The 24,091-nt window shown below is 61.8% G+C and carries 23 protein-coding genes; 16 read left to right on the top strand and 7 right to left on the bottom strand.

Annotation, left to right across the window (positions count from 1 at the left end):
- Positions 1-22: 22 nt before the first annotated feature.
- The 11 genes from folP (at position 23) to ACP7AL_RS18750 (ending at position 11,288) form a co-directional block, all read left to right on the top strand.
- On the top strand, positions 23-877 hold the full coding sequence (gene folP, locus ACP7AL_RS18800) for a dihydropteroate synthase (protein ID WP_425993459.1): 855 nt from the start codon (positions 23-25) through the stop codon (positions 875-877).
- On the top strand, positions 874-1,239 hold the full coding sequence (gene folB / locus ACP7AL_RS18795; RefSeq protein WP_006019806.1) for a dihydroneopterin aldolase: 366 nt from the start codon (positions 874-876) through the stop codon (positions 1,237-1,239). Before folP ends, folB begins: the two co-directional genes overlap by 4 nt.
- A gap of 7 nt (positions 1,240-1,246) precedes the next feature.
- A complete protein-coding gene (gene folK / locus ACP7AL_RS18790) occupies positions 1,247-1,738 on the top strand; it encodes a 2-amino-4-hydroxy-6-hydroxymethyldihydropteridine diphosphokinase (protein ID WP_425993458.1) in 492 nt (163 codons plus the stop codon).
- A gap of 84 nt (positions 1,739-1,822) precedes the next feature.
- Complete coding sequence (locus ACP7AL_RS18785; protein ID WP_425993457.1) at positions 1,823-3,685, top strand: methylmalonyl-CoA mutase family protein; 1,863 nt, start codon at positions 1,823-1,825, stop codon at positions 3,683-3,685.
- Positions 3,686-3,689: 4 nt separating this feature from the next.
- Positions 3,690-4,154, top strand: coding sequence for a GFA family protein (locus tag ACP7AL_RS18780; protein ID WP_425993602.1), 465 nt, complete (start codon positions 3,690-3,692; stop codon positions 4,152-4,154).
- Positions 4,155-4,168: 14 nt separating this feature from the next.
- Positions 4,169-4,609 (top strand): hypothetical protein, encoded by a 441-nt coding sequence (locus ACP7AL_RS18775; RefSeq protein WP_425993456.1) that lies wholly within the window; start codon positions 4,169-4,171, stop codon positions 4,607-4,609.
- Positions 4,606-6,759 carry a methylmalonyl-CoA mutase gene (gene scpA, locus ACP7AL_RS18770; protein WP_425993455.1) on the top strand — a complete coding sequence of 718 codons (2,154 nt, stop codon included), beginning with the start codon at positions 4,606-4,608 and terminating at the stop codon, positions 6,757-6,759. The genes ACP7AL_RS18775 and scpA overlap by 4 nt, the downstream gene beginning before the upstream one ends.
- A 24-nt stretch (positions 6,760-6,783) precedes the next feature.
- Positions 6,784-7,779: a methylmalonyl Co-A mutase-associated GTPase MeaB gene (gene meaB / locus ACP7AL_RS18765; protein ID WP_425993454.1), complete on the top strand. Its 996-nt coding sequence runs from the start codon at positions 6,784-6,786 to the stop codon at positions 7,777-7,779.
- The gene (locus ACP7AL_RS18760; protein WP_425993453.1) at positions 7,779-8,468 is read left to right on the top strand and encodes a pyroglutamyl-peptidase I; all 690 of its coding nucleotides are present in this window, start codon (positions 7,779-7,781) and stop codon (positions 8,466-8,468) included. The genes meaB and ACP7AL_RS18760 overlap by 1 nt, the downstream gene beginning before the upstream one ends.
- Before the next feature lie 58 nt (positions 8,469-8,526).
- The gene (locus ACP7AL_RS18755; RefSeq protein ID WP_425993452.1) at positions 8,527-9,774 is read left to right on the top strand and encodes a multidrug effflux MFS transporter; all 1,248 of its coding nucleotides are present in this window, start codon (positions 8,527-8,529) and stop codon (positions 9,772-9,774) included.
- A 143-nt stretch (positions 9,775-9,917) separates the two neighbouring features.
- Complete coding sequence (locus tag ACP7AL_RS18750) at positions 9,918-11,288, top strand: TIGR03808 family TAT-translocated repetitive protein (protein WP_425993451.1); 1,371 nt, start codon at positions 9,918-9,920, stop codon at positions 11,286-11,288.
- On the opposite strand, the gene ACP7AL_RS18745 is transcribed toward ACP7AL_RS18750, so the two are convergent.
- The 4 genes from ACP7AL_RS18745 to ACP7AL_RS18730 all read right to left on the bottom strand — a co-directional run bounded on the left by ACP7AL_RS18745 (position 11,244) and on the right by ACP7AL_RS18730 (position 14,752).
- On the bottom strand, positions 11,244-11,573 hold the full coding sequence (locus ACP7AL_RS18745) for a TIGR03809 family protein (protein WP_425993450.1): 330 nt from the start codon (positions 11,571-11,573) through the stop codon (positions 11,244-11,246). The genes ACP7AL_RS18750 and ACP7AL_RS18745 overlap by 45 nt on opposite strands.
- Positions 11,574-11,906: 333 nt before the next feature.
- Complete coding sequence (locus ACP7AL_RS18740) at positions 11,907-13,340, bottom strand: S8 family serine peptidase (protein WP_425993601.1); 1,434 nt, start codon at positions 13,338-13,340, stop codon at positions 11,907-11,909.
- A gap of 171 nt (positions 13,341-13,511) precedes the next feature.
- Positions 13,512-14,186: a hypothetical protein gene (locus tag ACP7AL_RS18735; RefSeq protein ID WP_425993449.1), complete on the bottom strand. Its 675-nt coding sequence runs from the start codon at positions 14,184-14,186 to the stop codon at positions 13,512-13,514.
- Positions 14,183-14,752: a sigma-70 family RNA polymerase sigma factor gene (locus ACP7AL_RS18730; protein WP_425993448.1), complete on the bottom strand. Its 570-nt coding sequence runs from the start codon at positions 14,750-14,752 to the stop codon at positions 14,183-14,185. The genes ACP7AL_RS18735 and ACP7AL_RS18730 overlap by 4 nt, the downstream gene beginning before the upstream one ends.
- A 311-nt stretch (positions 14,753-15,063) precedes the next feature.
- Here ACP7AL_RS18730 and ACP7AL_RS18725 point away from each other — a divergent pair, with 311 nt between their 5' ends.
- Together ACP7AL_RS18725 and ACP7AL_RS18720 are read left to right on the top strand one after the other, a co-directional pair.
- The gene (locus tag ACP7AL_RS18725; protein WP_425993600.1) at positions 15,064-16,224 is read left to right on the top strand and encodes a GGDEF domain-containing protein; all 1,161 of its coding nucleotides are present in this window, start codon (positions 15,064-15,066) and stop codon (positions 16,222-16,224) included.
- 67 nt (positions 16,225-16,291) lie between these two features.
- On the top strand, positions 16,292-17,407 hold the full coding sequence (locus ACP7AL_RS18720; RefSeq protein WP_425993447.1) for a DUF2336 domain-containing protein: 1,116 nt from the start codon (positions 16,292-16,294) through the stop codon (positions 17,405-17,407).
- A gap of 40 nt (positions 17,408-17,447) precedes the next feature.
- Here ACP7AL_RS18720 and ACP7AL_RS18715 read toward each other — a convergent pair whose 3' ends face one another.
- Both ACP7AL_RS18715 and ACP7AL_RS18710 read right to left on the bottom strand, forming a co-directional pair.
- Complete coding sequence (locus ACP7AL_RS18715) at positions 17,448-18,089, bottom strand: NrsF family protein (RefSeq protein ID WP_425993446.1); 642 nt, start codon at positions 18,087-18,089, stop codon at positions 17,448-17,450.
- Between the two features lie 2 nt (positions 18,090-18,091).
- Positions 18,092-18,637: a sigma-70 family RNA polymerase sigma factor gene (locus ACP7AL_RS18710; RefSeq protein WP_425993445.1), complete on the bottom strand. Its 546-nt coding sequence runs from the start codon at positions 18,635-18,637 to the stop codon at positions 18,092-18,094.
- A 233-nt stretch (positions 18,638-18,870) separates the two neighbouring features.
- On the opposite strand from ACP7AL_RS18710, the gene ACP7AL_RS18705 reads away from it, so the two are divergent.
- Positions 18,871-19,584 (top strand): hypothetical protein, encoded by a 714-nt coding sequence (locus ACP7AL_RS18705; RefSeq protein WP_425993444.1) that lies wholly within the window; start codon positions 18,871-18,873, stop codon positions 19,582-19,584.
- Positions 19,585-19,765: 181 nt separating this feature from the next.
- Positions 19,766-20,545, top strand: coding sequence for an enoyl-CoA hydratase (locus tag ACP7AL_RS18700; protein WP_425993443.1), 780 nt, complete (start codon positions 19,766-19,768; stop codon positions 20,543-20,545).
- Here ACP7AL_RS18700 and ACP7AL_RS18695 read toward each other — a convergent pair.
- Positions 20,542-22,395, bottom strand: a complete 1,854-nt coding sequence (locus ACP7AL_RS18695; protein WP_425993442.1) for an acetyl-CoA hydrolase/transferase C-terminal domain-containing protein — start codon at positions 22,393-22,395, stop codon at positions 20,542-20,544. The genes ACP7AL_RS18700 and ACP7AL_RS18695 overlap by 4 nt on opposite strands.
- Before the next feature lie 277 nt (positions 22,396-22,672).
- Here ACP7AL_RS18695 and ACP7AL_RS18690 point away from each other — a divergent pair, with 277 nt between their 5' ends.
- Entirely contained in the window at positions 22,673-24,088 is a 1,416-nt protein-coding gene (locus tag ACP7AL_RS18690) for a TolC family outer membrane protein (RefSeq protein ID WP_425993441.1), read from the top strand.
- Positions 24,089-24,091 lie beyond the last annotated feature (3 nt).

Below are 24,091 nucleotides of genomic sequence, written 5' to 3'. Positions count from 1 at the left end.
GGGGACCGCGCAAAGCCACCGCATGATGGCTGCCCCGTCCCGATCAAGCCCGGCCGCCTCGCAGTATCATCCGGTGCTGCGGGCCCTTTTCGTGCGGCGCGATCCCGCCGTGATGGGCGTGCTCAACATAACGCCGGATTCCTTCTCCGACGGCGGCCGGTTCATCGAGCCTGACCGGGCCCTCGTACAGGCGAAACGCATGATCGCCGAGGGTGCGGATATCCTCGATATCGGTGCGGAATCCACCCGCCCCTACGGCTCGCAACCGGTCACCGCCGCCGAGGAATTGCAGCGGTTACGGGATATCCTGCCCGCGGTCGCTCGTCTCGGGAGTCCGGTCTCGATCGACACCATGAAGTCATCGGTAGCTGCATGGGCGCTCGGCAACGGCGCGGTGATCGCCAACGACGTATGGGGCCTGCAACGCGATCCCGATATGGCGCGGGTGATCGCCGATCATGGTGCGCCGGTGATCGTCATGCACAATCGCGACAGCGTCGATCCCGCCATCGATATTGTCGCCGATATGGTGGCGTTCTTTGCCCGTTCGCTCGACATCGCCGCCAACGCGAATATCCCGCGGGAGAACATCGTGCTCGACCCCGGCATCGGCTTCGGCAAAACACCGGAGCAAAGCATGATCGCGCTGGGGCGACTCGATGATTTGAGCCAGTTCGGCCTTCCGTTGCTGGTCGGCGCGTCACGAAAGCGCTTCATCGCGTCGGTCAGCCCGTCCGAACCGGATCAGCGGCTCGGCGGATCCATTGCAGCGCATCTGCTGGCGGCGCAGCGCGGCGCCAAAATTATCCGCGCGCACGACGTGGCGGAAACGATACAGGCCCTGCGCGTGGCATCGGCAATTGAGGACAAGCGATGAGCGACGTAATTTTCATCAGGGGACTTTTGATCCACGCCCGTCACGGCGTTATGGACCATGAGGCTGAAGTCGGCCAGCGGTTCGTGATCGACCTCGAACTATCCATTGATCTCGCAGAGTCTTCCCGCACCGACAAGCTCGCCGACACGGTGTCCTATTCGGACGTGGTGGCGACCGCGAGCGCAGCCTTCAAAGGTCACAACTACTATCTCCTGGAGCGGGCGGCAGGCGCAGTGGCGGAAGCGATCCTTGCAGCCTTCGTCCGCATCAGCGCGGTCAAGGTAACGGTCCATAAGCCGCACGCACCAATCGCCGCGATCTTCGACGATGTCGGCGTCGTCATTACCCGCACGCGGGCTTGAAACAACCATGGCGAGCGTCCTGATTGCTCTCGGCGGCAATGTTGGTGATGTCCGCGCCACCTTCGCCAAGGCGATCGCCAACATTTGCGGCATGACACAGGCCGCCCTCGTGGCGCGTTCCTCGGACTATGCGACGCCGCCGTGGGGCGACGAACATCAGGAGCCGTTCGTCAATGCCTGCATCGAAATCGAGACCAGCCTCGATCCGCATGCGCTGCTGTTCACGCTGCACAAGATCGAGAAGAAGTTTGGCCGCGACCGGGCCAATGAGCGGCGCTGGGGGCCGCGCACGCTGGACCTCGACATCATCGCATATGACGACGTCCGCCTCGACAAGCCGGAGCTGACGCTGCCGCACCCTCGCCTGTTCGAACGGGCCTTCGTACTGGTGCCGCTAACCGAAATCGCACCGGATCGCCCGATCGCGGGGCAGACCCCGCGTCAGGCTCTCGCGCGGCTCTCGTCCGATGGCATCGAACGCTTGCCTGATTTGCAATAAACGCCTGAAACAACCATTTGGCTTGCGCGCCGCCACATGGCATTTTCCGGTCAACCAATAGCGTTCCGGGAGCTAACCTTCTGAATGTCCACTAAAACCGATGCCCTGACCTTAGCGGCTGATTTCGCCCCTGCCACTCGCGATGACTGGCGGAAGCTGGCCGACGGGGTTCTCAAGGGTGCTCCATTCGATAAGCTGGTGGGCAAGACCTACGACGGGCTGCGGATCGATCCGATCTACGAGCGTGCCCGCAATGCGACCGCCATTCCCGCGCGTCCCGCAGGCAGCCCCTGGCAGATCATGCAGCGGGTGGATCATCCCGATGCAGCGAGCGCTAACGCGCAGGCGCTGCATGATCTCGAGAACGGCGCCACCGGTCTGACGCTCGTCTTCGCCGGAGCCAACGGCGCGCGCGGCTATGGCCTGCCGCCGACCAAGGAAGCGCTGGAACGCGCACTCGACGGCGTGTATCTCGACGCCGGCATCGGCATTGAGTTCGAGATCGGCCCGCAATCGCGCGACATGGGGCAGCATCTGGCCGAGTTGCTTGCTGCCCGAAAAATTTCCCCCGCGGCTGTGCACGTCCGCTTCGGTCTCGATCCGATTGGCGGCGGCGGAGTACGCGGCAGCAGCCACGGTCCGTGGGACTCCATCGCGAAGGTTTTTGGCGACAAGATTGCGAAGCTTGCGAAGCTGGGCTTTCAGGGTCCTTTCGCGCCGGCCGATGGCCGTGTCATTCACGACGCCGGCGGTTCGGAAGCACAGGAACTGGCTTACGTCCTCGCGGTTGGCATCACCTATCTGCGCGCGCTGGAAGCGACCGGCATTCCGCTCGACGACGCACGGCGGATGGTTTACGCCCGCCTCAGCGCCGACGCCGATCAGTTTCTCACCATGGCGAAATTCCGTGCGCTGCGTCTGCTCTGGGCGCGGGTCGAGCAAAGCTGCGGACTTACCCCACAGCCGCTTTTCATTGCCGCGGACACCGCGTGGCGGATGCTCACACAGCGCGATCCCGATGTGAACATGTTGCGCGCGACCATCGCAGCGTTCTCGGCGGGACTTGGCGGCGCGAACAGCATCAATGTTCTGCCCCACACGCTGGCACTCGGACTGCCGGATGCATTCGCACGCCGTATCGCCCGTAACACCCAGCTCGTGCTGCTGGAAGAATCCAATCTCGACAAGGTTTCCGATCCGGCCGCAGGATCGGGCGGAATCGAAACACTCACCAGGCAGCTTTGCGAAGCCGCATGGACGCAGTTTCAGGATATCGAAAAGGCCGGCGGCCCGTTTGCCGCGCTCGAAAAGAACATCATTCAAAGCAAAGTGGCCGCAGTTCGCGCCGCGCGCGACGTCAATATCGCAAGGCGCAAGGATGTGTTGACCGGAGCCAGCGAGTTTCCGAACCTTCACGAGAAGACACCGGCCGTGCTCGATGCCAAACCGGTGACGGGGCTGTCGCCGGATGACATCGTGATCCGGTTCGATGCGCTCGCGCCCATTCGGCTCGCAGCACCTTTCGAGGCGCTGCGCGATCGCTCCGATCAGATGTCGAAGACCGGCAAGCGCCCAAAGGTGTTTCTGGCCAATCTCGGCACCGCTGCCGATTTCACTGCGCGGGCGACCTTCGCGAAAAGCTTTTTCGAGACCGGCGGCATCGAGGCCATCGATACCGAAGGCTTCTCCGATCCGGCGGCGCTCGCTGCGGCTTTCAAGTCGTCAGGCGCAGCGCTCGTCTGCCTCTGCTCGTCCGACAAGGTCTATGCCGCGAGTGCCGTGGCCGCAGCGAAAGCTCTTCACGACGCCGGCGCAAAGCATATCTATCTGGCAGGCCGGCCCGGCGAACTCGAAGCCCCCCTACGCGCTGCGGGCGTCGGCGATTTCATCTTTGCGGGAGGCGACGCCCTCGCAACGCTCAGGGCGGCCTACGAACGAATTGGGTGAAGCCATGAAGGAACGAGTTCCTGTTCTGACCGGCGGTTGTCAATGTGGCGCGGTGCGCTTTGCGTCGTACAGCAATCCGGGGCGGATCAGCGTCTGCCATTGCCGGATGTGCCAGAAGGCTGTGGCCGGACCGTTCGCCTGTTTCGTTGAAATTCCCCATGGCGACTTCGCGTGGACGCACGGTATGCCAGGGACGTTTCGCTCATCATCGATAGCTGAACGTGATTTTTGCAAGGCCTGCGGAACACCGCTGAGCTATCGGAAGCTGAACGGCTCGGTGATCGAGCTTCTGACCGGCGCTTTCGATCGCCCGGATCGCGTGATTCCGACCTATCAGATCGGCATTGAATCGAAGCTCGCCTGGGTCGCCCATCTGCACAACTTGCCGGGTAAAACGACAGCCGAATCATGGGGTTCTGCCGAGACGGGCAGCATTGTCAGCTATCAGCATCCGGACCATAATACGTGAGAGCGATATAACTCATGACAGATATTACGGGTCCCAAGATTGTCTTAGCAACCCAAGCTGCGCGCAAGCGGCGGCGGATCAATCGTGAATTACACGCACTGCGTACCATGCAGGTTCATCTAAATGCTAAGGACATTGCGTGTGCCGTACTCACAATCCCAATGCTGGCACTACTTTGTTTGGCCGTTGCGTTCAAACTACATTTTGCTTCCGGATCGATCCTGCTTTCATGCGCGGCTGCTTTACTGGCAGGAGCTGTAATATGGTGGATAGGTCGTCGCTTGTTTACGATCGCTTACCTAATTGTCATGGCTTTGCTGATCATTCTCTTTGAAACCGGTTTGGATCTTGGCTGGCCTATTTCGACTAATAAGGAACACAGGCACGAGAAACTCAAGTACGCGATTGCGAGACGCGAGGCGTTGCTACGTGAGTTGGATAGAGCAAAACTATGATCCCTGATTTCACAAAGATTGCGTTTGAAAGCGTCCAGACTCCTTCGAGCGAAGGCAACGCGCAGCCGTGGCTCACGCCCGAGGGTCTTCTCGTCAAACCGAGCTACAGCGAAGCCGACCTCAACGGCATCGATTTCCTCGACACATGGCCCGGCATCGCACCATTCCTGCGCGGTCCCTACCCGACCATGTATGTGAATCAGCCATGGACCGTGCGACAGTACGCAGGCTTCTCGACGGCGGAAGATTCCAACGCCTTCTATCGACGCAACCTCGCAGCCGGCCAGAAGGGTCTTTCGGTCGCGTTCGATCTCGCCACCCACCGCGGCTATGACTCCGACCATCCGCGCGTCTCTGGCGACGTCGGCATGGCGGGCGTCGCCATCGACTCCATCTACGACATGCGCACGCTGTTCGCAGGCATCCCGCTCGACCAGATGAGCGTGTCGATGACCATGAACGGCGCGGTGCTGCCGATCCTGGCGCTGTTCGTGGCTGCCGCCGAGGAACAGGGCGTGCCGCCGGAGAAACTGTCGGGCACCATCCAGAACGACATTCTCAAAGAATTCATGGTGCGCAACACCTACATCTATCCGCCGGCTCCCTCGATGCGGATCATCTCGGATATCTTCGCATACACGTCGCAGAAGATGCCAAAGTACAATTCGATTTCGATTTCCGGCTACCACATGCAGGAAGCCGGCGCGACGCAGGATCTCGAACTCGCCTACACGCTCGCCGATGGCGTCGAATATCTCCGCGCCGGATTGGCCGCCGGCCTCGATGTCGATCGCTTCGCCCCCCGACTGTCGTTCTTCTGGGCCATCGGCATGAACTTCTTCATGGAAGTCGCCAAGATGCGCGCGGCCCGGCTGCTGTGGGCCAAGCTGCTGAAGCCGTTCAATCCGAAGGATCCACGGTCGCTATCGCTGCGCACCCATTGCCAGACATCCGGCTGGTCGCTGACCGCGCAGGATGTGTTCAACAACGTCGTTCGCACCAACATCGAGGCGATGGCCGCAACGCAGGGTCATACCCAGTCACTGCACACCAACGCGCTCGACGAGGCGCTGGCGCTGCCGACAGATTTCTCCGCGCGCATTGCCCGCAACACGCAATTGTTCCTGCAACAGGAAAGCGGCACCACGCGGATCATCGATCCGTGGGGCGGCTCCTATTATGTCGAGCGGCTCACACACGACCTCGCCGCCAAGGCCTGGGCGCATATTCAGGAAGTCGAGGAACTCGGCGGCATGGCGAAGGCCATTGAGGCCGGTGTGCCGAAACTGCGGATCGAAGAAGCCTCGGCCAAAACCCAGGCGCGCATCGACGCAGGGAAGCAGGCTGTGATCGGCGTCAACAAATACAAGCCTGAAAATGAAGCACCGATCGACGTTCTCAAGGTCGAGAATTCCACCGTGCGCCGCCTGCAGATCGACAAGCTGGCGCGTCTCCGCTCCGAGCGGAAACAGGCAGACGTCGATGCAGCGCTTGCAGCGCTGACGCGCAGCGCAGGCGAAGGCAACGGCAACCTGCTCGCGCTGGCCATCGATGCGGCGCGCGCCAAGGCCACGGTCGGCGAAATTTCCGATGCGATGGAAAAGGTGTTCGGTCGTCACCGTGCCGAAATCAAATCCATCACCGGCGTTTATAAACGCGAGGCCGCCACCATGTCGGACCGGGTCGAAAAATTGCAGGCTCTTATCGATGCCTTCGAGGATGCGGAAGGCCGCCGCCCGCGCATTCTGGTCGCGAAGATCGGTCAGGACGGTCACGATCGCGGACAGAAGGTCATCGCGTCGGCCTTCGCCGACGTCGGCTTCGACGTCGACATCGGGCCGCTGTTCGCCACCGCCGACGAGGCGGCGCGGCAAGCCGTCGAAAACGACGTTCATATGCTCGGCTTGTCGTCGCTCGCCGCGGCCCACCTCACAGCCGTTCCGGAGTTGAAGGAAGCGCTCAAGAAGCGCGGCCGCGAAGACATCATGATCATCGTCGGCGGCGTGATCCCGCCGCAGGATTACGATGCCCTTTACAAGGCTGGCGCCGAGGCGATCTTCCCGCCCGGCACGGTCATCGCGGACGCCGCCGAGGAACTGATCCGCAAGCTCAACGTGCGGCTCGGGCATTCCAGCGAAGCGGCGGAGTGAGCGGCGATTGAAACAACACCGCGTATGGCCCCGGTGACAGCTTCCCCGAAAGCCTCGCTCCATCTCGCCGATGGCCTTCGCTCCGGTGACCGCGCTGCGCTGGCACGCGCGATCACGCTGATCGAAAGCCGCCGCGCCGACCATCAGGCGCAGGCGCGCGATCTGGTTCAGGAATTGCTGCCGCTGACAGGCAGCGCGATGCGTGTCGGCATCACCGGCTCGCCGGGCGTCGGCAAGTCCACCACCATCGACGCACTCGGAATGGCGCTGATTGCCAAGGGCCACAAGGTGGCAGTGCTGGCGGTCGATCCCTCATCGGCGCGCACCGGCGGCTCGATCCTTGGCGACAAGACGCGGATGGCGCGGCTCTCCGCCGAAGACAATGCCTTCATCCGCCCTTCCCCGTCATCGGGCACGCTCGGCGGTGTCGCCGCAAAAACGCGCGAAGCGATGCTGCTCTGCGAAGCCGCCGGATTCGACGTGGTGCTGGTGGAAACCGTCGGCATCGGCCAGTCGGAAACCGCGGTCTGCGACATGACGGATTTCTTCCTGGCGCTGATGTTGCCGGGCGCGGGCGACGAATTGCAGGGCATCAAGAAGGGCCTTGTCGAGCTTGCCGACATGATCGCCGTCAACAAGGCCGATGGCGACAATCTCAAACGCGCGAAAGCGGCCGCTGCCGAATACAACGCCGCGCTTCACATTCTCGCGCCGCGCTCGGAACACTGGTTTCCGCCGGTCCTCACCTATTCCGCACTGACAGGCGACGGGATCGAGGGGCTGTGGGAGAAAATTCTCGCGCATCGGACCGCCATGATCGCGTGCGGCGACTTCGAGACACGGCGGCGGCAACAGCAGGTCAAATGGATGTACACCATCCTCGAGGATCGGCTCCACGCGCGGCTACGCTCCGATCCCGTCATCCGCGCCAAGGTCAAGCAAACCGAAGCCGCAGTGGCCAACGGCCGCATGACGCCCGCAGTCGCTGCGGACACGATTACAGCGTTGCTGGAGCGATGATGGGTGCGAAGCCGCGTATCCTGATCACCGGCTTTCGCCCCTTTCCGGGCGCTCCTTACAATCCGACCGAAAAACTTGTCGAGCGGCTGCTTCGCCTGCGCCGCCCCATGTTCGACGGCATCGAGCGGATCGGGCATATTTTTCCCGTGACGTACAGCGCGGTGGATCGGCAGCTTCCGGTGCTGATTGAAACACATCGCCCCGATGCGCTTCTGATGTTCGGCCTCGCGACCCGCACGCCGTTCGCGCGCATCGAAACGCGCGCCCGCAATACCGTCACCCAGATATGGCCCGATGCCGAACACACGGAGGTGCGAAGCCGCACCATCGTGGCGAATTCAGATTCCACACGGCGATTCGGACCGCACACGCACCGTCTGCTGCGCGCGGCGCAACTGACAGGCGTGGATGCCCGGCCCTCCCTGAGCGCAGGATATTATCTCTGCAATTATCTGAGCTGGCGGGCGATCGAGGCGACCCATGTTGAGGGCGGCCCTCGCCTCGCGAACTTCGTCCATGTTCCGCTTGTGCCTCGAAGTCCCACCGGGCGCCAGGCGCCGGGCCGGATGACGTTTGAGCACCTGGTCGATGCGGGCGAAGCCATGCTGATGGAAATGGCACGTCTGGCGCGACATCGAGCAGCCGGGTTTTTGGCCGCAAATCCGTCTGGCAGCCATACCGGAAGCTAAGTTGTGCAGCGCAATATCGCTCCGTAAGCTGTGCTCTTAGCCTCACGAGACACGCTTCATGACCGATACCAGCGCCAATGCCTGGGTTTCATCGACCCATCGCCCCATGGGCTTTCGCGAGTTCGTCGCCATCGTGGCCGCGATCATGGCGCTTAACCCGCTCGCCCTGGACCTGATGCTCCCGGCCCTGCCGAACGTGTCGTCGGCATTTCACCTCAGCAACGTCAACCACGCCCAGGCAGTCCTGTCGGTGTTCCTGACCGGCTTCGGCGCCGGGCAGTTCATCATGGGCCCGCTGTCGGACCGTTTCGGACGGCGACCGATCCTGCTCGGCGGTCTGATCGTCTATGGCATCGCCAGTCTGCTGGCGATCGTCGCGCCGTCCTTTGAAACGCTGCTGCTCGCGCGCGCGTTGCAGGGTCTCGGCACCTCCGCCTCGCGCGTGATCGCCACCTCCATCGTGCGGGACTGCTACAGCGGCCGCAGGATGGCGAGCGTGATGTCGCTTGCGATGATGATCTTCATTTCGGTTCCGGTGATCGCCCCGTCATTCGGCCAGGCCATCATGCTGCTCGCTGAATGGCATGGCATTTTCATCGTCCTGCTGATTTACGGCCTGCTCACGCTGAGCTGGATCGTCATCCGCGTGCCGGAGACGTTGCCGCTCACCGAGCGCAAATCGCTTACTCCCCGCGAGGTGGCGAAGAATTTCCTTCAGACCCTGACGAACCGGCAAACCTTCGGCTACGCACTGGCTGCCGGCAGCATACAGGGGATTCTGTTCGGCTACGTTCTGTCGTCGCAGCAGATCTTCACGGGTATCTACGGGCTCGGTCATTATTTTCCGCTGGCCTTTGCCGCAATCGCGATCGGTATCGCCGTTGCCGGTTTCCTCAATTCGCGCATCGTCGGCCGCTACGGCATGCGCATGATCTCGCACAGCGCCCTCGTCGGCCAATTGGCCGTTGCCGTTGTGATGCTGGTTGCGGCGCTCGTCGGCTGGCTGTCCCTGACTCTGTTCATGATCCTGTCCACCGCCAGCCTGTTCTCGTTCGGATTGATGTTCTCCAATTTCTCCGCGCTTGCGATGGAGCCTCAGGGACATATCGCCGGAACGGCCTCATCCCTGTTCGGATCGATCACAACCCTGATCGGAATCGGGGTGGGGACGGCCATCGGGCAGACCTATAACGGCACTCTGGTCCCCCTCGCGGTGGGTGGGGTACTGAGTTCGGTCGTCGCGCTTCTCGTTGTGGTCGTAGTCGAGAAAGGCCGCCTGTTTACGCCGCACAACAAGCCGATCTGATCGCTCCCGCGGCTCCATTCCATTAACCCTACTACCGACAATCGCGGGCAAATTCGCGCGGGCGGGCATCGTTCGCTGCATTCCTGCATTAGGTCTTACTGTGCGTTCAGGTGAACCTGGGACGCTGTCAGGCCGAGCATCGCATGGACATCAATCGCCGCAGTCTCATCAACGCCACTGCCGCCGGCGCGGCGGCAGGTGCGCTGGCGGCAACGCCTGATCCTGCGCGCGCGGCTCCGCTGACCTCCACACTAGGGCGTGACGCGACTCAGTACGGCGTGCGGCCAAACAGTCCCGACGATCAAACAAAAACACTTCAGCGCGCTATCGATACAGCAGCCAATGCGCAGATGCCATTGGCGCTGCCGTCGGGCATCTATCGTACCGGCGCCTTGAGAGTGCCGAATGGCGGCCAGCTCGTCGGCATACGTGGCGCGACCGTTCTCAGGTTTACTGGCGGCGCATCGCTCATCGGCAGCGAGGGTGCGAGCGGCATCACCCTCACCGGCCTTACGCTTGAGGGCGCCGGCATCAAACTGGCCGACCGGCGTGGACTTGTGCATTTCCAGAACGGCCTCGATGTCCGCGTGCAGGACTGCGACATCGTCGGCAGCGGCGGATACGGCATCTGGTTTGAAAGCATCGCGGGCGAAGTCAGCGGCAACACCATCCGCAAGACCGCGAATACGGCGTTCACCTCGTTCGATGCGATGGGGCTGCTCGCCGCACAAAACACGATCCAGGACGCGTCCGACAACGGCATCGAAATCCTTCGGCATACGATCGGCGATGACGGCACGATCGTCGTCAACAACCGCATCGACGATATCAAGGCCGGCCCCGGCGGCTCCGGCCAGCACGGCAACGCCATTAACGCCTTTCGTGCCGGCAATGTCATCGTCAGCGGCAATCGCATCCGCAACTGCGATTATTCCGCCGTGCGTGGCAACTCCGCTTCGAACATTCAGATCACCGGCAACAGCGTCAGCAATGTCCGCGAAGTCGCGCTTTATTCGGAGTTCGCGTTCGAAGGCGCGGTGATCGCCAACAATACCGTCGATATCTGCGCGGTCGGCGTGTCGGTCGCGAATTTCAACGAGGGCGGCCGCATCGCGACCGTCCACGGCAACGTCATCCGGAATATCCTGCCGAAGCGCCCGATCGGCACCGCGCCCGATGACGACGCCGGGATTGGCATCGTGGTGGAGGCGGACGCCGCGGTGACCGGCAACGTCATCGAGAACGCGCCCTCATTCGGAATCATGGCCGGCTGGGGCAAGTACCTCCGCGACGTGACCATCACCGGCAACGTGCTGCGCAACGCCTTTGTCGGCATCGGCGTCTCGGTGGTGCCGGGAGCCGGCACCGCGATGGTCAGCAACAACCTGATCTCAGGATCCAGAGGCGGCGCGATCGTCGGACTCGATCATGCAAAGGCGGTCACAACCGATCTCGGCGCAGACGGAACCTCACGCTTTGCGCAGATTGTCCTTGGCGTTAACGCTGTGCGCTGACGACATGTCTGCGAAAGGCGACGCGGGAATGGCTGAACTTACAGCCTGCGCGATCGCCACTTCGACCGGCTTGTCCTGAGCAGGATCGAGAGGCGCAAGCTGCTCCCACGTTTTCAGCGCCGCACGGGCCTCCTGAACGACGTTCAGAAACTCTGTCTCGCTGTAATAGGCCTTCCAGCGCCCGGTTTCATAAAGTTCGACCAGATAATTGAGCCTTCGCTCAGCGAGCATACGCCAGCGCGTCACTACACTTCGCCCCTGCTGGGCGTCGCCAGGATTGGTCATTTCGAATCCGGAAAGTTCTAAAAATCACTTCTGAACAAACATCAAGCAACGCCACGACTCACGCAGCACCGAAACAACGAGAAACAGATAGCGCAACCCGTGCCACACATACATGCAACTTTCGTGACAGGCGTTTGCACAATTCACGAACACGCAAGTATTAACGCACCTGCCGCCTGATCGCGGCCCGAAGCGACTACCGCGACCCTGCCGGCGACGGCACGCGGCCGAGGGTGGATGGGCGCCCGCGCCATTCAGCTGCAGGAAACGAGGAATTCGTCGCCGGCAGTTGGTCGCAGGAAGGATGCGGCGGGTTCACATCCGGCGGGATCGTCAGCGCTTGTCGCCGTTATCGGATGCCGCAGCCATCGGAGCCGGGGCGACCGCCGAAACTGCGCTGAAAGCATCGGCCTGCCCTGCTCCGAACTGATCGTCGCGGCCCTTGGGTCCTAGGTCGCGCGCGGTCGATATCAATGTGGCGCGGACATCGGCAGAAGAAATCCCGGGATTGCGCGCGATCATCAATGCCGCCACGCCGCTGACATAAGCGGCGGACAGCGAGGTGCCGGACGACATCTGATATTTGCCGTCGGGTGCCGGCGACAGAATATCCACGCCGGGTGCCGAGATGGCGACGTAACTGCCGCGATTCGATTGGGCAAAGAGCTTGTCGGACTGGTCGATGGCTGTCACCGCGATCACGTTGCGATCGGCGGCCGGATAGAGCGGTGGAGACTTCGCGCCGGCGTTGCCGGCAGCAGCCACCAGAACGATGCCCTTGGCCGCGGCAGCGGCAAGACCGCGCTCCATGGCGGGATCGTGCGGACCGGCAAAGCTCATGTTGATGATCCGCGCATTCTTCGCGAGCGCATAGTCCAGGCTCTTGAGGATCAGAAACGAGGTGCTTTCAGCACCGCTCTTCTTGTCACCGAACGCCCGGATCGCCAGCAGATGTGAGGACGGCGCCGTTCCCATCAGGCGCGCATGTGCGGCGATGACGCCCGCGATGCTGGTGCCGTGCGAATGTGGTCCTTCGCCATTGTTGAGCGCGTCGAACGTGCCGGTGATGACACCCGCCAGTTCAGGATGGGTGACGTCGATTCCTGAATCGATCACGGCAATTGTGACGTCCGCACCGACCGAGAGCGCGTGTGCCTCGGGCAGCCGCATCTTGGCGAGTGCATACTGCACGGGATCGCCCTCGAGTCTGGCGGCTCCCGGCGCTGCATTCTGTTGCAGCTTGAAGATGTTGTTTCGTTGCGCCGCCTTGACGTTGCCGCCGGCAACCAGTTCGCGCACCACGGCATCGACCGAGCGGCCGTCCGGTATCCGCCAGCGAAAGAACGTGCTGTCGGTCAGCGCGAAACTCTGGGACTGAACACGCGTCAGGCGATGGCGCCGCGCGATGTCGTCGACCTGCGCATCGGTCGGGTTGCCCGCGATCTCGATCAGCACTTCCTTCGCGACGTAGGTATTGTCGATAGCAGCAGACGTGGACTTCGCCTTGCCGGGGCGTTTACGAGGTGAAATGTCCTCCGGCCCACCCTGATCCAGATTCCGCATGACGCGCGGACGCGGCCCTGGATCGCTGTATCCGTCGTATTGAATGTTCGGCGAGTAACGTATCGTCGGATTGATGTTGATGCGCGGCCCCACATTCATGCTGGGCCCGGTGCGCATGCTCATGCCGCTGTACTGCGCAAACGCCTGCGGCGTTGCCAGCATCACCACCGCCGCGATCAGAGCAATTGACCGCAACGGCCGCATCCGGCTCTTCGTCCGGATGAAAGATCGTTTGCCCTGGCCGGTCTCGATCATCTGATGTCCTCGCGAATCCATGGCAGCGCCAGCGCGGCGCGCAGGTGATGTCCCTCAAGCTCTATCGTGGCGTTGCCGCCAAGCCGATGGCCCGATACTTATCGGGCGCGGGATCAAGGACTAGTCAGCACTCACCACCATGCTGATGATCTTTTCGGCCTGCAACCGTGTCATAAGCTGCGCCGCGTCCTGCTTTGACAGCGCTTTGTCGCCGAACTGGACGCGGAACATGCCAGCCTTGGGACCGGAAACGATGGACGCGTTGTAGTTGTTCAGCAATTGGGCGATGTCGTCGGCCTTGGCGTCCGGCGCGAAGCGGATCAGGCCAAACGTGCCCGCGGTCGACTGAGCCGGGAACGCGGCCGTCTGGAAATTGCCGCCCGCGCGATCCTTGACCAGTACGGTTCCAATCACACCCGCCTGCAACAGAACCAGCACCGCACCAGCGACACCTGCATAAGCAAGCGTGCGCGGTGACAAACTCGAGAAGAACCCGACAGCCCGCATAAGCGGATTAAATGACACGCTCTTGCGCGCAGGCTCGGCGTCGATGGCGGCGAACAGCTTCTGCATCGCCCGCGAAGACGGCGCACCAAGGCTCTCGTTCAGCAAAATCGTTTCTGCGTACTCGTCCTGGATCGCTGCGTATTGGCGCGCCAGATCGGGATCGCTGGCGAGTGCCTCATCGACGCGGCGGGCGTCACGCAGGTTGAGCGTGCCCGCCGCATGGAACGGCAGCAGAGCCTCGAGCTCCGTAGGCTCCCGATCGGCGGTTTGCTTGCTCGTGGCAGTCATGGCCAACCTCGCTCTATGCCGGCTGCCTTCAGCAGTTCGGCTAATTTCTTCCGCGCGTAAAACAGGCGCGTCTTTACTGTATTCTCCGGGATGCCCACGATTTCGGCCACTTCTTCCACGGACTTCTCGTGGTAGTAGACGAGATCGACGATCTCCCGATGTTCTGGCGAAAGTGCGGTCAGGCAGTTCCGCAACGCGTTACTCGTGTCCTTCTTAGCGACGGTGACTTCCGGATTATCGGACGTGTCCTCGATCGCGGCAGCCGTTTCGTCGTCCAGTTCCGCGTCCTTCCTCTTGCGGAGGGCGGACAGGGCCTTGAACCGGGTGATCGCCAGGAGCCACGTAGAGACAGCAGACCGGCCTTCAAACTTGCCGGCCTGACGCCACACATCGAGGAAAACCTCGCTGATGAGGTCCTCCGCGATGGACTCGTTCCTCACGAGCCGCAGCGAGAAGCGAAACACCCGTACATGGTGCCTTCCGTAAAGCACCTGCATGGCGAGCCGGTCACCTTGGGCGATGCGACCGATCAGAACTTCGTCCGACGTCGCGTGGGTTGCACTCAATGGCCGTCTCGCAAGGTTGGTCGCACGCGACTGGAAATGGGTTCGATCAAATCCGTGAAAATCTTCGCGATTTCCCGAAATTGCCGGGATTGGCGAAGCGCAAAATGCCCCTGAATCATGAACAAGGGCAAGTGATGAGACCTATGGATACCAGAGATGGTATTCAGTTACCTAATCAGGATTATTCCGGATTGGACGGAATAGTTCTTGAAGCTCTGCGGCTTACCGATCCCGTAAGTCACTCCAACGATACCAAACCTAAAGGCTTTCCCGCCTACAGTCCCGCATTGCTTTTCCTTAACGGCGAGTTCATGCGCGGCGCAGCTTCATCGGCCTCCGGATCCCTGACAGGCGCTCTTGGCCGAAGCCATTCCGCCGTCGAGAGCGAATTGGCGCCGGAGATTCTCGCACGCCGTGCAAGGCAGCGGCGGCAGATGCTCGACATGGTCGGCGTCAGCTACATGATCGACGCCGCGATTCTGCTGATCTACGCCTACGCAGGCGCCACCAGTTTTATGGTCGCACCCGCCTATGGAGCCTGCGGTCTATTGTCGGTGGCTGCGTACATTGCGATTTCGGAAGCCAAGATCAACGACCGGTTCAGAGATCACTACTTCATCTCGCAGCAAACCAGCATTAGCCTCGGGATCATGCTGCTGTTCATCTACCTGGCGCCCGAAGTCGGCTGCCTCTTCCTTTGCTCCATCTTCCTTGTCTTTACCTTCGCCGCATTGCGGTCCACGCCTCGCCAGACGATCATCGGATGGACGGCCGCAGCCGTCGGCTTGACCGTCCTGTTTCTTCTCTCGGATAGACCTATCGGAATGCCGACCGGCACGCCGCTGGAGCGCTTCGCGACCATGCTGGTTTTCATTCTGGTGCTTGGCCGCGGCATGGTCGTCGGCCTGTTCAGCAGTTCGCTGCACGAATCCCTCTATCGGCGCGGCATCGAGCTGAAGGAAGCTTACAAGCGCATCGAAGAACTCGCCGAACTTGACGAACTGACCGGATCGCTCAACCGGCGCAGCATCATGCAAACGCTCGACGAAGAGATCGCCCGCTCCCGGCGCAGCAAGACGCCTTGCGCTGTCGCGTTGATCGATCTCGACTGGTTCAAGCGCATCAACGACCGGTTCGGACATCCAGTCGGCGACGAAGCACTGCGGGCTTTTGCAATCACAATGTTCGCCAATATCCGCAGCATCGACAAATTCGGCCGCTATGGCGGCGAGGAATTCCTGCTCATTCTCCCGGAAACATCCGATGGCGCAGCGATGCGCACCGTCGATCGATTGCGCGCCATCGTGGGCGCGCTCGACTGGAGTGCGATTTCGCAGGACATGAATGTCACAATGTCGGCCGGTGTGGCCATGTTGCGAACGGACGATACCGCGGACAGCATTCTCGCCCGCGCCGATCAGCTTCTTTATCAAGCCAAAGACCTAGGGCGAAATCGGGTTGTCTCAGCCTAGCTTCCATTTACGCCGGCCAAGAACCTGGCTGGCATTTGTCGCTTCGGTGTTTCCAGGACAGAAAGTCATGAGTTCGAGATCGACAGCACGGCCGGCCAATCTTCTCGATGAACTACAGAATGCTCTCGCTCACGGCACTGTGGCACGCCGCGTGGAGACGCTGCGCCGGGTCACCGATCTCTTTCTGTACGGTGTGACGGACTACTCCGACGAGCAGATCAATGTTTTCGATGACGTCTTTCATTGTCTGATCGAAGAAATCGAGACCTCGGCCAAGGCCCTGCTGGCGAAACGCATGGCGCCAGTGCCGAAAGCGCCCCCACGCCTGATTTACACGCTTGCCTTCGACGACGAGATCGAGGTTGCCGCACCAGTGCTGTCGCTGTCAGAGCGGCTGAACGACGACATGCTGATCAAAAACGCGCGCAGCAAGAGCCAGGGCCATATGCTCGCGATTTCGAAACGAAAGGTTCTGAGCGACGCCGTCACCGACGTTCTGGTTGAATGCGGCAACAACGACGTAGTCGAGAGCACCGTCAACAATCCGGGCGCAGAATTCTCCGACAAGGGCTTCACGGAGCTGGTCTCCCGCGCCGAGGGCAATGACAATCTCGCCACTTGTCTTGGCGCACGGCGAGGAATTCCAAGGCCTCACTATCTCAAGCTCATCGCAAGAGCGTCGGACTCAGTACGAGAGCGCCTCCAGGCCGCAAACCCCCGCGCAGCGGACGATATCTCGGCCGCCGTCAAGGAAGCCGCATTCAACGCCGGCCATGGAGCCTCCACACGCGGCGAAACATCTCAGGCGATGCGTCTCGTTAAATCCCTCTTCGACGACGGACGCCTCGACGAAAGGCAGATCGCCGAATTCGCGGCGTCCGGGCGCTTCGAGGAAACAGGTGCCGCGATAGCTGTATGTGCGAATGTTCCAGTCGCGACCGTTGAAAACATGATGATCGAGTCGCGCTCGGAGGGATTGCTGGTCCTCGCCAAGGTCGCAGGACTGTCGTGGATGTCGCTCAAGCTGGTACTTGAAATGTGCGGCAACGCGTCCGGAACCGAGATCGAGAATATCGACGAACACAAGTCAAGCTACGACATGCTGCGCCCTTCAACCGCGCAACAGGTGCTGCGCTTCTACCGGATGCGGCAGGACACCGCGCAGACGGAATCTGCTGTGTGAGGACGATGGCACCGGGCTTCGCACGGCCCGTCACATGAATTTAGAATCTCAGGACGCGCGAGCCCGCGAGCGCACCAATCGCCGCAACGATTGCAGCCGCCATCGAGTACCAGGTCGCCACGAACATCGGTGAGTCGTCGGTGCAGTGCGCCGCGTAAAGCGTTGCAGCCAACCCGGCCGACAGCAACCCGGCGAAAGCTCCCGTCACAGCCGGCCGCGACGGCGCACCGCGCCGCAAGGCTACCAGCGCCGCCGCCAGCAACGGCAGGGACAGCAGCGGAATGGCGACCAGGCAAAGTTTCGAGTTAGAGCCCACCATCCGCGTCGCCATCGGGGCACGATTTGGCATCATCATCATCTCGCCCATCATGCCGATTCCGAGCAATCCGGCCGGAACCGCCAGCAGCCACGCCCAGCGCCCAAGCGAGGCTTCCGGCCGTGAAAGACGCAGGCTGATCACGATAGCGCCCGCGGCCAGCGCGAGGGTGACGGCGAACTTCAGATCGAACATCGGATTGCGCATGGCGGTCATCACGTCGGAGCGCACACCAAGCCCAGCCAGGAACAGCGCAGTCGATACCGGCACCGCAAGCACCAGTGCGGCCAGCAGCAGATGACCGACCGAGCGTTCGTGTGTGTCGTTATCCGCGGCGAGGGTGCGGATGAGATCGTTGGTGTCCATGGTCATTCTTTCCGCAGTTTGCTTGCGAGACCCGTCAGTCCCCGGTGCAGCGCCACGCGCACAGCGCCCTCGGTCATCGAAAGTTTAGCCGCCGTTTCCTTGATAGACGCACTGTCGACGGCGATCGATTGCAACACGTCCCGCTGCCGCTTCGGCAAGCCGTTGAGATGGGTCGTGACCTCACTCGGCGCCACACGGTCCTCGACCGGCGCACCCGCCAGAGTCTCCGAAAAATCGTCGATGTTGACGAAGACACGGCGGCCGCGGCGGCGCAGGGCATCGATCAGCTTGTTGCGGGCAATCGCGAACAGCCACGGCGCGAACGGGGCGTTGGCGTCCCAGGTATGCCGCTTCAAATGCACCGCTAACAAAATGTCCTGCACGATGTCCTCGGACTGGTCGACCGGCTGACCGGCTCTCGCCAGACCGCGGCGCGCCCCTGCTCGCAGGACCGGCGTCACGGCCTTGAGGAGGCGATGATATGCGGCGTTGTCTCCGGCATTGGCCGATCGCATCAGATCGGTCCACTCGTCCTCACGTCCGCGCACGCGCGCTCCTATCAACGCAATTCGCTCCTGTTCCTAAAGTGTTACGGGGAGAAATTGCAATCACGCAATCGTGAACGAATTGGTTCCCGAGACCTAACGACGCTGCGCGGGGCTCCGGCTGTGGGTCTTTTTTAGGGCAAAAGATCACAAGATTCCCTCTTTCTGCCGTCCTGTGGCCATTCCGCACCGGTCTGTTCCCCTTGCTGGAGGCTCTGGCAAAAGGGGAAATTGCCATGCGGATTAGGAGTACAGGATTAGCGGCGCTGGTCGCTGCCGCCGGAATCTGGATGAGCTTTTCAGTCGAGCCGGCGATGGCCGCCAAATCGACAACCAAGACTGAAAAAGCCGCGAAGGTCACCTCGGCCAACCGTCCCGTTGTTCTCTCCAAATTTAAAAAGCAGCGCGTGGCTGCGAAGAAATCCAAATCAGCGCGATACGCCACCAAGTCAACGCGATACGCGAAGAAGGCAGGATCGAAGGTCTCGTCGAAGATTATCGAGGCTCCAGAGACATGGGAGGACAAGCCGGCCCGTAGCGAGGCCAAGACTGCCAGTCAGAACAAGACCGAGTTGCCGGCTTCGGTCGCCAATGCGCGCGCCCAGGCCCTGGCGGAAGACCAGGCGAGGAATTTCGCGGCTCTCGACAGCACCGATGCTCCGGTCGTGGACGGCATGCAGCTTGCTGCCGCCGACCAACTGACCGATGCCGACCGCGCTGCGACGGCCGAGACCGCGCAGGATTCCGGCGCTCCGGCCGCCCCCGCCGCAGTTCAGCCGGCGCCGGTCCAGAGCGGCAAGATCATCCGGGCGACATCGGCATCGGAAAAGCCCGTATTCAAGACTGATGACGGGGATCCGTGGAGCAAGACATCGCTGATCGGCAAGATCTTCATCGCGTTCGGAAGCCTGCTGACACTGGCATCGGCGGCCCGCCTGCTGATCAGCTGACGCAAACACCGTCTGCATCAGACGCAAACGCCGGTCCGCAGCCTTGCGAACCGGCGTTTTTGTTGCGCACGTGACGATCAGCCCTGACATCCCCGGTCTTGCAGAGACCAGCCCCGGAAGGCACATTGCCGCCCAACCGCGCGCAGGCGCTGATCCTCAGACATCCTTCAAGGGGCGAAACATGTCAGCATTCGAGCACATCATCGTTGAGACCAGGGGCGCGGTCGGCATCGTGCAGATCAACCGGCCCAAGATGCTCAATGCTCTCTCCTTTGGTGTCTTCAAGGAAATTGCGATCGCGATCGATCAGCTCGAGGCCAATACTGCTGTCGGCTGCATTGTCGTCACCGGCAACGAAAAGGCATTCGCCGCCGGCGCCGACATCAAGGAAATGCAGCCGAAGAAATTCATCGACATGTTCAGCGAAGACTTCATGGATATCGGCGGCGATCGCGTTGCGACTTGCAAGAAGCCGACCATCGCGGCTGTCAGCGGCTATGCGCTCGGCGGCGGCTGCGAACTTGCGATGATGTGCGACATCATCATCGCGTCCGACACCGCTAAATTCGGTCAGCCCGAAATTACGCTCGGCACCATTCCGGGCCTTGGCGGCACACAGCGGCTGACGCGCGCGGTCGGCAAATCCAAGGCGATGGACCTGTGCCTCACCGGCCGCATGATGGATGCGGCGGAGGCCGAGCGCTCGGGCCTCGTCAGCCGTATTTTCCCCGCCGACAAGCTGATGGAAGAAGTGCTCGCGATCGCGGAGAAGATCGCATCGATGTCGCAGCCTGCGGTCGCGATGGCAAAGAGCGCCGTCAACCGCGCGCTGGAAACACCGCTCGCCGAAGGCATGAATGTCGAGGGCGATCTGTTCCACGCGACGTTTGCGCTTGAGGATCGTTCAGAAGGCATGGCCGCTTTCATCGAGAAGCGGAAGCCGAACTTCAAGCACCGCTAGGTCTGGCTGCTCCGCGCCAGCGCGGCGATCAGCAGGGCGCGATAGAACCGGTCGGCAAAGGATGCCGGCCGTTCGAGTTGCATCCGCGCAAGACATGCGGCCAGTTCGGCGGAATGGTTGGCGCGGCGGCCTTCCCATGCGAGCCCGAGCAAAGCCAGCGGACTGGCGGTCGCCTCCTTCAGAATCTGCAGGGCCGGGATCAGCCGCTGTTCGACGTCCGTGAAGTCGCTGCCGAAGGGGAATGCCGGCAGCAATCCGGCATCACGTGACGGCTTCAGGGCTGCGGCGACGCGGTCCGGGAAATTCTCGCGGTGGACGGCCGGAATCTCGTATCCCTTCGGCAGTTTGCCCGCCTCTTTCGCCTGCCGCATCAGTTCGCGTTGAAACCGCGTATCCGTCACATTCAGCATCGCCGCGATCACATCGGCATCCGAATGGCCGCGAAGATCGGCAACGCCGTATTCGGTGACAATAACATCGCGCAGGTGACGCGGGATCGTGGTGTGCCCGTAGGACCATCGAACATTGGACGCGACTTTCTTGCCGGAACCGCGCGTCGATTCCAGCGTCAGTATCGAGCGTGCGCCCTCGAGCGCAAAGGCCTGCGCCACGAAATTAAACTGACCGCCGACGCCGCTCACGACCTGACCGTTATCGAGACCGTCGGAGACCACGGCTCCCATCAACGTCGCCATCATCGCGTTGTTGACAAACCGTGCATCGACACGCGCTCGCCGCTTGGCATCCTCGCCGCCATAGAGCTGGTTGGTAAATGAGACCGGCACCATCTGGATGCGTTCGATCTGCTCAGGCTTCATTTCACGCAGAGCACGGTAGAAGGATTTCGGGCCGAGGAAGAACGCGGCGTGCAGGAGTGCGCCATCGACCTCGCGCTTGAGCACGCCGGCATCGATCAGCGCGAGAAACGCCTCGAAAAACATTTCACTGACGCCGTAAAGACCTGCCGTGAATGGTTCTGCCTCGCGCAACGCCTGCCCCGGGGCCAACCGTGACATGATTTCGCGATAGGCTGCACTATCACGATGACGAACGATCAATCCTTGTGCGAGCGCATCGCCGACCTGTCCAATACCGATCTGCAAGGTGCCGCCATCGCGGATCAATCCCGCAGAATGCAGCCCGATGGCGTACTTGGTGTCCGAGACCGGCTCCGATGGCGGCGCGAACAGCGGGAAATCGGTTTCCGGACTGTCCAGCACCGCATGAAATTCATCCCCGGCCAGATCGCCCTGCCCCGGCATGAACGGCAGTTCGGAGTTCACCTGCCCCACAATCTTGAACGCGATCCGGCCCTCGGCGCGCGCCCGCATCAGATCGAGCGTGGTGTCGGTATTGCCGCCGAGGCTGTATCTGGTCTGGCCGTCGACGATGCGCTTGGCCACCAGTTGGGCGATCACGTTGACGCCGCGGGTCAGCAGGTATGACGAGGCGTGGGTGTAGTTCGCCGAAATATAGTGCTGTTGCGCATAGGCATTGCCGAGCCACTTGCCTGCAAGGAAGAAGAATTCGACGATCTCGATATTCGGCGGCAGCGCCCGGGCATGCAGTGCCTTGGCGTAATCCAGATCCGGGTAGCCGCCGAACAGCCGGTCTATCACGGGTCCGATAAATCGCCGTTCGAGATCGGCCGACGGTGCCGGCTTCTCAAGTGTCAACGCCGTGAAAATGGTTAGATGGATCGAGCGGTCATTCAGAGCCCGCCGAAACAACGCATTGACGATGTGATTCGCCTTGCCGAGGCCCAAAGGCAGACCGACCACAAGCCTTGGTCCGACCTCGCGAATGATATCGCCCGCGATCGCCTCAGGGTCGGAGAAGATTCTTGGCATCGGATGTCTGCTGGTCCACTCCGCCGGACAGGCCGCTGTCATCGCATAAGGGCGCGCGACACTTAGCCACCGTGCCGGAATTTCACCGTAGGACATTGATCGGTCAAGACAATACCGGCCTGGTTGATAACAAAGCGGTGTACACAGTCACAGTCGGCGATTTTCTGTGTTCATAGGTTTGCCCAAGCGAACATCGGCCTCTAAACAGTGTACGAATGGAGCTGCCGGATGGTGCAATCCCACCGCTGCTGTGAATCTCGGATTGTTACGGAAAACGATGGCTCGGCGTGCTTCAGGGTTTGGTGGCGTAGGCTGGCGCCTTGGTGTGTCGGGCGTCGCTATCGGTCTCGCGCTGTCTGCCGGATTCGGAGCGCAGGCCCGCGCCGAGACGCTGAACGAGGCGCTGGTCAAAGCCTATCAGTCCAATCCGCAGCTCAATGCCGGCCGTGCCCAGCAGCGCGCCACCGACGAAAACGTGCCGCAGGCGCTGGCGGGCTATCGTCCGCAGATCGTCGCGAGTCTCAGCGCCGGATTGCAGCCGGTTCGCAATCTGCTTCTGGATAACACCATCCAGACCGCGACCCTGAAGCCGTGGACCATCGGCGTGACGGTCACGCAAAACCTGTTTAACGGCTTCAAAACCTCCAACAGCGTCCGTGTTGCGGAATTTCAGGTGCTGTCCGGCCGGGAGGCCTTGCGCAACACCGGTCAGGGCGTCCTGCTCGATGCCGTCACCGCGTACATGAACGTAATCTCCAATCAGGCTCTGGTCGAGACCCAGCGCGGCAACGTCGCATTCCTGCGTGAGACCCTCGGCATTACCAAGAAGCGCCTCGACGCCGGCGACGTTACTCCGACCGACACCGCTCAGGCCGAGGCGCGGCTGAGCCGGGGCCTCGCAGACCTCAACGCTGCGGAAGTCGCGCTGGAAACCAGCCGCGCCATCTATGCGCAGGTGATCGGCAACATGCCCGGCAGCCTTGCACCGGCACAGACGGTCGATCGCTTTGTTCCGCAGAGCCGGCAGGAGGCCATCGACAGCTCGATTCGCGAAAATCCCGCGGTCATCGCAGCGACTTACGACGTCGATGTTGCCACCACCACCATCAGCGTTGCCGAGAGCAGCCTGCTGCCGCAGGTTAACGTGCAGGGCAATGTCAACCGCAGCGCTGACAGCGACCCTAACCTCGGCACCAAACGTGCCGATCAGGCGTCCGTGGTCGGCGCCCTCACCTTGCCGATTTATGACGGCGGCACCGCCGCCTCGCAAACCCGCCAGGCCAAGGAAACCGCGGTGCAAAGCCGACTCGTGCTGGAACAGGTCAGAAATCAGGCCCGCACCGCCGCGATCAGCGCCTGGATCAGCAGCGAGGGCACCAAGGTCGCGCTCGCCGCTGCCGAAGCCGAGGTGAAGTCAGCGAACATCGCATTGCAGGGCGTGCGGCGCGAGGCGCAGGCCGGACAGCGGACCACCATCGATGTGCTCAATTCACAGCAGGATCTCACGGCCGCCCGGTCCCGCCAGATTCTGGCACAGCGCGACCGCGTGATCGCCTCCTATACCCTGCTGAGCGCAATCGGCCGTCTCGACGTCAGAACACTTGGCCTCAGTACGCCGGACTACCTGCCCGAGGTGCACTATCATCAGGTCCGCGACGCCTGGCACGGCGTACGCACGCCGTCGGGACGATAGCTC

The organism is Afipia sp. DC4300-2b1, assembly GCF_049895725.1.
Lineage (GTDB): Bacteria > Pseudomonadota > Alphaproteobacteria > Rhizobiales > Xanthobacteraceae > Afipia > Afipia broomeae.
Note: the sequence above shows the minus strand (reverse complement) of the source record. Positions and strands in the feature narration are given on the sequence as shown.